At 69.2% G+C, this 6470-nt stretch carries 5 protein-coding genes; 2 read left to right on the plus strand and 3 right to left on the minus strand.

The features are described from left to right. Nucleotides 1–10: 10 nt before the first annotated feature. Genes VET29_RS13315 through VET29_RS13325 form a run of 3 tightly spaced genes read right to left on the minus strand, consistent with a single transcriptional unit; the run spans nt 11 to nt 3245 of the window. On the minus strand, nt 11–1558 hold the full coding sequence (locus VET29_RS13315; protein WP_324919675.1) for an MFS transporter: 1548 nt from the start codon (nt 1556–1558) through the stop codon (nt 11–13). Then, complete coding sequence (locus VET29_RS13320; protein ID WP_324919676.1) at nt 1555–2250, minus strand: LppX_LprAFG lipoprotein; 696 nt, start codon at nt 2248–2250, stop codon at nt 1555–1557. The genes VET29_RS13315 and VET29_RS13320 overlap by 4 nt, the downstream gene beginning before the upstream one ends. 35 nt (nt 2251–2285) lie before the next feature. Then, nucleotides 2286–3245: a GlxA family transcriptional regulator gene (locus tag VET29_RS13325; protein ID WP_324919678.1), complete on the minus strand. Its 960-nt coding sequence runs from the start codon at nt 3243–3245 to the stop codon at nt 2286–2288. Nucleotides 3246–3315: 70 nt separating this feature from the next. Between VET29_RS13325 and VET29_RS13330 the strand changes: the two genes are divergently transcribed. Together VET29_RS13330 and VET29_RS13335 are read left to right on the plus strand one after the other, a co-directional pair. Continuing rightward, nucleotides 3316–4620, plus strand: coding sequence for an MFS transporter (locus VET29_RS13330; protein WP_324919680.1), 1305 nt, complete (start codon nt 3316–3318; stop codon nt 4618–4620). Nucleotides 4621–4643: 23 nt separating this feature from the next. Then, nucleotides 4644–5987 carry a glutamine synthetase family protein gene (locus VET29_RS13335; protein WP_324919682.1) on the plus strand — a complete coding sequence of 448 codons (1344 nt, stop codon included), beginning with the start codon at nt 4644–4646 and terminating at the stop codon, nt 5985–5987. Nucleotides 5988–6470: the final 483 nt, after the last annotated feature.

Consider the following 6470-nt stretch of genomic DNA (forward strand, 5'->3'; position numbering starts at 1 on the left):
AGTCCCGCGTTCAGACACCCCGAGTTGCGGTTTCGTGCACATCGGCCCGCCGGCCGCCGACGAACAGCGCCAGCGCCGCGCCCACCACACACACGACCGCGGTGATCGCGAACGTCTCGCTGTACTGGGTCAGCAACGCGTCGTCGACGGCCGCCCGATAGACCGCCATCTCGCGGTCGAACTGGGCCTCCGGCTTGCCGAACGGCAGCGGCGTGTTCAACGTGGCGGTCAGCGAGTGGAAGCGGTGCAACCCCAGGGCGGCCAGCGCGGCCACCCCGACCAGCATCCCCGTCATCCTGGCCACCACGACGCCCGCCGCCGCGACCCCGTGCTGCACCGCCGGCACCACCCGCAGCGTCGCGGCGGACAGCGGTGCGATCACCACGCCCAGCCCCAGTCCGGTGATCACCAGATCGGTGTCGAGGCGGGGGAGCGACACGAACCCCAGTGAGTGCGGGTTCGACAGCACGTCCAGCGGCCACCGCGAGATCAGCCAGAAGCCGGCGGCCGCCACCAGCAGCCCCGCGCACGCCGGCAGCCGGTCGGCGAACCGCCCCGCCAGCCACCCGCCGAGCAGCGCCCCGACCGGCAGCGCCACCAGGAACCGCACCAGCAGCAGCACGCTCCCGTTGTCGTCCTTGTCCAGCAGCGTCTGCCCGAAAAGGTCCACGTTGACCAGCGTCACCATCAACGCCGCCCCGGCCGCGAGGCTCGCCCCGAGCGCCGCGAGGAGCGGCCCCATCCGCACGCCACGCGTGTCGATCAGCCGCGTTCGCGCCCGCCACTCCCACGCCAGGAATGCCAGGAAGACGACCCCGGCGGCCCCCAGGAGCACGGGCCCCCAGGACGGCAGGACCTGGTTCCGCGGATCCGGGTTGTACAGCCCGACGACCAGCAGCCCGAGCACCACGGCCAGCAACACCGCGCCGACCACGTCCACCCGGACGCGGTCACCCACCCGCGTGTTGCGTGGGACGGTGACCTGCACCGCCGCCATCGCCAGCAACGCGAGCGGCACGTTCACCCAGAACACCCCGCGCCAGCCGAGCAGCGCGGCCAACGCGATCCCGTACACCGGCCCGAGCACGCTGCCGAGCTCCTGCGCCGCGCCGACCGCGCCCAGCACCGCCGACCGCCCACGCGCCGCCCACAGGTCCGCCGCCAGCGCCATCGTCACAGGCAGCAGCGCGCCGCTGGCCACGCCCTGGATCACGCGGCCGGCGACAAGCACATCCGGATTGCCGGCGGCCGCCGTGACCACCGATCCGGCCAGGAACCCCAGCAGGCACAGCTGCAGCAGCAGCTTGCGCCCGAACCGGTCCGACGCCTGCGCGAGCACCGGCATCGCCGCCACGTAACCCAGCAGGTAGCCGGTCACGATCGGGGTAACCCGTTCGAGCCGGTTCAGCGGGATCTGCATGTCGTCGATGATCTGGCGCAGCACGCTGACCACGACGTACGTGTCGAGCGCGCCGAGCAGCACGGCGAGCCCGCCGGCCCCGATCGCGACCGCGCGCCGCTGCCCGCGCTCCGGGGCCACACCCACCTCGGCACTCACTGAGGCGCCGTGATCGTGACCTGCTTGTCGATGTCAGACAGGGAGACGTCCACCGTCGGGTTGCCCTTCAACCCCATCTTCACGCTGGCCTTCACGGGCTGGTGCCCGCCGTCCTTACGTACCCAGAACGTGATGTCGACGTCCGAGTCGACACCCGGCACGAGATCGGCGACCACGTCCTTGGTGACGTCACCCGACACCCGGTAGGTCGACACCCCATCAATGTCCTCGGTGCCCTCGGTCTTCGCGTTCCGCACACTGCTGAGCACGTTCGCGATGCCGTGGTCCGGGTCGAGGATGGCTGCGGGGTCGTACAGGTTCTTCGCGTACGAGGCCGGCACCTTCTGCCACCCGCCGGTCGGGCCCTTGATGTACAGGGCGTCGACCAGCACGAACTCGCCCTCGAACAGGCTGCCCAGCAGGTTCATCGACACGGTGCCCTTGGCCGCGCCCGACTTGCCCTCCCGGGTCAGGTCGCCCTCGGCCTTCTTCACCGGCAGGTCCGGCACCTCGCCGGTCACCGCCAGGGTGAAATGCGCGCTCTTGATGTCCGCCGTCGACTTCGCCGAGGCCTTCAGCAGCCCGCCGCCGTCGGGCAGCGAGCTTGTGTCGGCGGGCTTGTCGTCCGAGGAACACGCCGTGGTGGCGGCCGTGACGAATGCGAGCGTGACGAGCAGAATCCGGCGCATCATGCCGGAATCCTAGGGCTGGCGAACTGAGAGCCCGTTTAGGTATGCCGAAACGTTTTCCGGTAGGCCAGCGGCGAGACACCCAACGCCGCGCGCATGTGCTGCCGCAGCGACGCGCCGGTGCCCAACCCGGCCCGGTCGGCGACCGCGTCGACCGGCAGGTCCGTCGTCTCCAGCAGGTGCCGCGCGTGCTCGACCCGCTGCTGGGTGAGCCAGTTCCCCGGCGACATCCCGGTCTCCGCGCGGAACCGCCGCGAGAACGTCCGCACGCTCATCCGCGCGTGCCCGGCCAGCGCGCTCAGGTCGAGCGGCGCCTCCAGCCGTCGCAACGCCCACGCCCTGGTCGGCGCCGTGCCCTCACTGCCCGGCGCCGGCACCTGCCGGTCGATGTACTGCGACTGCCCGCCCTCGCGCCACGGCGGCACCACGCAGTACCGCGCCGCCCGGTTCGCGACCTCCGTGCCGTGGTCGCGCCGCACGAGGTGCAGGCACAGGTCCACGCCCGCGCCGAGCCCCGCCGAGGTCAGCACGTCGCCGTCGTCCACGAACAGCACGTCCTCGTCGAGTAACACCTTCGGGTACAACTCGCGGAAGTCGTCGGCGTACGCCCAGTGCGTGGTCGCGGGCCGTCCGTCCAGGATCCCGGCCGCGCCGAGCACGAACGCGCCGGTGCAGATTGACATGATCCGCGCGTGCGATGGCACCGTGGCCAGGGCTTTTCCGACCTCGGGTGGCAGGACGCCGTGCCGCCGCGGCCCGGCAACCCGCGTGCCCGGGATGATCACCGTGTCCGACTCGGCCAGTATCGAAGCGTCATGGTCCGGCACCATCGTGAACCCCGAACCCACTCTCACGGGTGAGCGATCGAGCCCGCAGATCCGCACGTCGTACAGCGGCTCACCGTCCTTGTCGGTGGCCTCGCGGAGGATCTGGGGCGGGATCGTCAGGTCGTAACCCACGACCATGTCCAGTGCCAGGACGGCCACGCGATGTGTCATGGCCAGATTCTTTCAGATATTGGCGATCTGGCCACTCGTCAGGCGAGACCGGATCACGCACGCTCACCAGGTGACTCAGCTAGAGCCGCGGCAGCAGGCTGTGCCGACCCCGACCCGACGGATCCACTGGGCGTGGCTGGTGGCCGGGACCGCCTTCGTCACGCTCATCGGCGCGGCCGGCTTCCGCGCGGTGCCCAGCGTGCTCATCGATCCCCTCCACGAGGAGTTCGGCTGGTCACACGCCACGATCTCCTCCGCGGTGTCGATCAACCTCGTGCTGTTCGGCGTCATCTCGCCGTTCGCCGCGGCCCTCATGGACAGCCTGGGCATGCGGCGCGTCGTCGCGGGCGCACTGGTCCTCGTCGCCGCCGGCAGCGGCCTCACGGTCTTCATGACCTCGAGCTGGCAGCTCCTGCTCTGCTGGGGCGTGCTGGTCGGCGTCGGCACCGGCTCGATGTCCATGGCCTTCGTGGCGACCGTCACAGGACGCTGGTTCGTCAGGCACCGCGGCCTGGTCAGCGGCGTCCTCACCGCCGCGGGCGCCACCGGCCAGCTGGTCTTCCTCCCCCTGGTCGCGGCACTCGCGACCGCACACGGCTGGCGGACCCCGGCCCTGGTCGTCGCGGCCGCTGCCCTGGCCGTCGTCCCACTCGTGCTGATCCTGCTCCGCGACCACCCGAAGGACGTCGGCACGACCGCCTACGGCGCGACCCCCGACGAGGTGATGCCCACCGGTCCGGTCACCGGCAGCAGCGCCGCCCGGGCTTTCGGCGCACTGCGCGCCGCCGCCCGCACGAGGACCTTCTGGCTGCTCGCCGGCGGCTTCGCGATCTGCGGCATGTCCACCAACGGCCTGGTCGGCACGCACTTCGTCACCGCGGCCCACGACCACGGCATGCCGCAGACAACCGCGGCGTCCCTGCTCGCGCTGGTCGGCATCTTCGACGTCGCCGGCACCATCTTCTCCGGCTGGCTCACCGATCGGGTGGATCCGCGACTACTCCTCGGCGTCTACTACACCCTGCGCGGCCTGTCGCTGGTCGTCCTGCCCTCGCTGTTCGGACCGAACACCGAGCCACCCATGTGGGCGTTCATCGTGTTCTACGGCCTGGACTGGATCGCGACCGTCCCGCCCACCGTGGCGCTGTGCCGCAACCGTTTCGGCACGTCGGGCCCGGTGGTGTTCGGCTGGGTGTTCGCCTCCCACCAGATCGGCGCGGCACTCGCGGCCGTCGGCGCGGGCGCGATCCGGGACACACAGGGGAGCTACGACCTGGCCTGGTTCATGGCCGGTGGCCTGTGTGGGTTGGCCGCGCTGCTGTCGCTCGCGATTCGCCCGATCCGGGAACCTGCCCATGCCGAAACACGCAGTTAACACGATCTACCTAGGCTGCCGGCATGGACCGTCAGCAAGAGTTCGTCCTCCGCACCCTCGAGGAGCGGGACATCCGCTTCGTGCGCCTGTGGTTCACCGATGTGCTCGGCTTCCTGAAGTCGGTCGCGGTGGCCCCCGCCGAGCTGGAGGGCGCCTTCGCCGAGGGCATCGGCTTCGACGGTTCAGCCATCGAGGGCTTCGCGCGGGTGTACGAGTCCGACATGGTCGCGCGCCCCGACCCGGCGACCTTCCAGGTGCTGCCCTGGGAGGACCGTGAGGGGCATCACTACGCGGCGCGCATGTTCTGCGACATCGCGATGCCTGACGGGTCACCCTCCTGGGCGGACCCCAGGCACGTTCTGCGACGGACCCTGGCCAAGGCCAGCGAGTCCGGGTTCACCTGCTACGTGCACCCCGAGATCGAGTTCTTCCTGCTCAGAGACCTGCCGGACGACGGACGCGAGCCCATCCCGGCGGACAACGGCGGGTACTTCGACCAGGCGAGCCACGAGACCGCGACACACTTCCGGCGTCACGCGATCGAGACCCTCGAGGCGATGGGTATCTCCGTCGAGTTCTCCCACCACGAGGGGGCTCCCGGCCAGCAGGAGATCGACCTGCGGTATGCGGACGCCCTGACCATGGCCGACAACGTGATGACGTTCCGGTACGTGGTCAAGGAAGTGGCCATCACGCAGGGCGTCCGTGCGTCGTTCATGCCGAAGCCGTTCACCGACCAGCCGGGGTCGGGCATGCACACGCACGTGAGCCTGTTCGAGGGCGACCAGAACGCGTTCTACGACAGCGAGGACCCGTACCAGCTGTCCAAGACCGGCAAGGCCTTCGTGGCCGGGCTGCTCAAGCACGCGCGGGAGATCTCCGCGGTCACGAACCAGTGGGTCAACTCGTACAAACGCCTGATCGTGGGCGGTGAGGCACCCACAACGGTGTGCTGGGGTCACGCGAACCGGTCAGCCCTCGTCAGAGTGCCGATGTACTCCGTCGGCAAGGCGTCCTCCCGTCGGGTGGAGATCCGCAGCCTGGACACGGCGTGCAACCCGTACCTGGCGTACGCGGTCATCCTCGCGGCCGGGCTGAAGGGCGTGGAGGAGGGCTACGAGCTGCCGCCCGCGGCCGAGGACGACGTGTGGTCGCTGACCGACGCCGAACGCCGTGCGGCCGGCTACGCGAACCTGCCCCAGAACCTGGGGGAGGCCCTGGCGGCCATGGAGGGGTCCGAGTTGGTGGCCGAGACCCTGGGCGAACACGTCTTTGATTTTTTTCTTCGGAACAAGCGGAACGAGTGGGACGCATACCGCCGCTCGGTGACCCCCTATGAGCTGCGGACTTTGCTGCCGCTGCTCTAGCCGCAAGCCGCTGACCAGCCGATTTGACTTGTGCACGCACCGCCCGATAACTTTCTCCTCGTCGCACAGAGCGGCGGACCGGACAGGAACTAGCAAGCCTGACCCCCCTCCGACGCGAAACCCGGCCTCTGATACACTTCAGTGGCTGGATGCGAACGGGCCAAGCGGGTTGACACCGCGAGACGGACCGGATAGCATGTAGCGGCACTGCTCGAAGCGGTAAGCCTCCCAAGCGGGACCGTCTCAGGTCTCCCAAGTAGGGATTGGCGCTTCGGCAACCAAAGCGGTAAACCAACTGGCGTCTCTCGGACCATGTTGCAAACGCGGCATGTTACGGATGAACGTGTGTTGTTTGAGAACTCAACAGTGTGCCGATAAATGCTAGTGAGCTTGTGCCGGCCTTGTTTTTTGCGAGGTTTGGTATTTTTGCTGGGATTTCTCTACACAATGATGCATTGTTGGAGAGTTTGATCCTGGCTCAGG

Source organism: Actinophytocola sp., assembly GCF_035634895.1.
Lineage (GTDB): Bacteria > Actinomycetota > Actinomycetes > Mycobacteriales > Pseudonocardiaceae > Actinophytocola.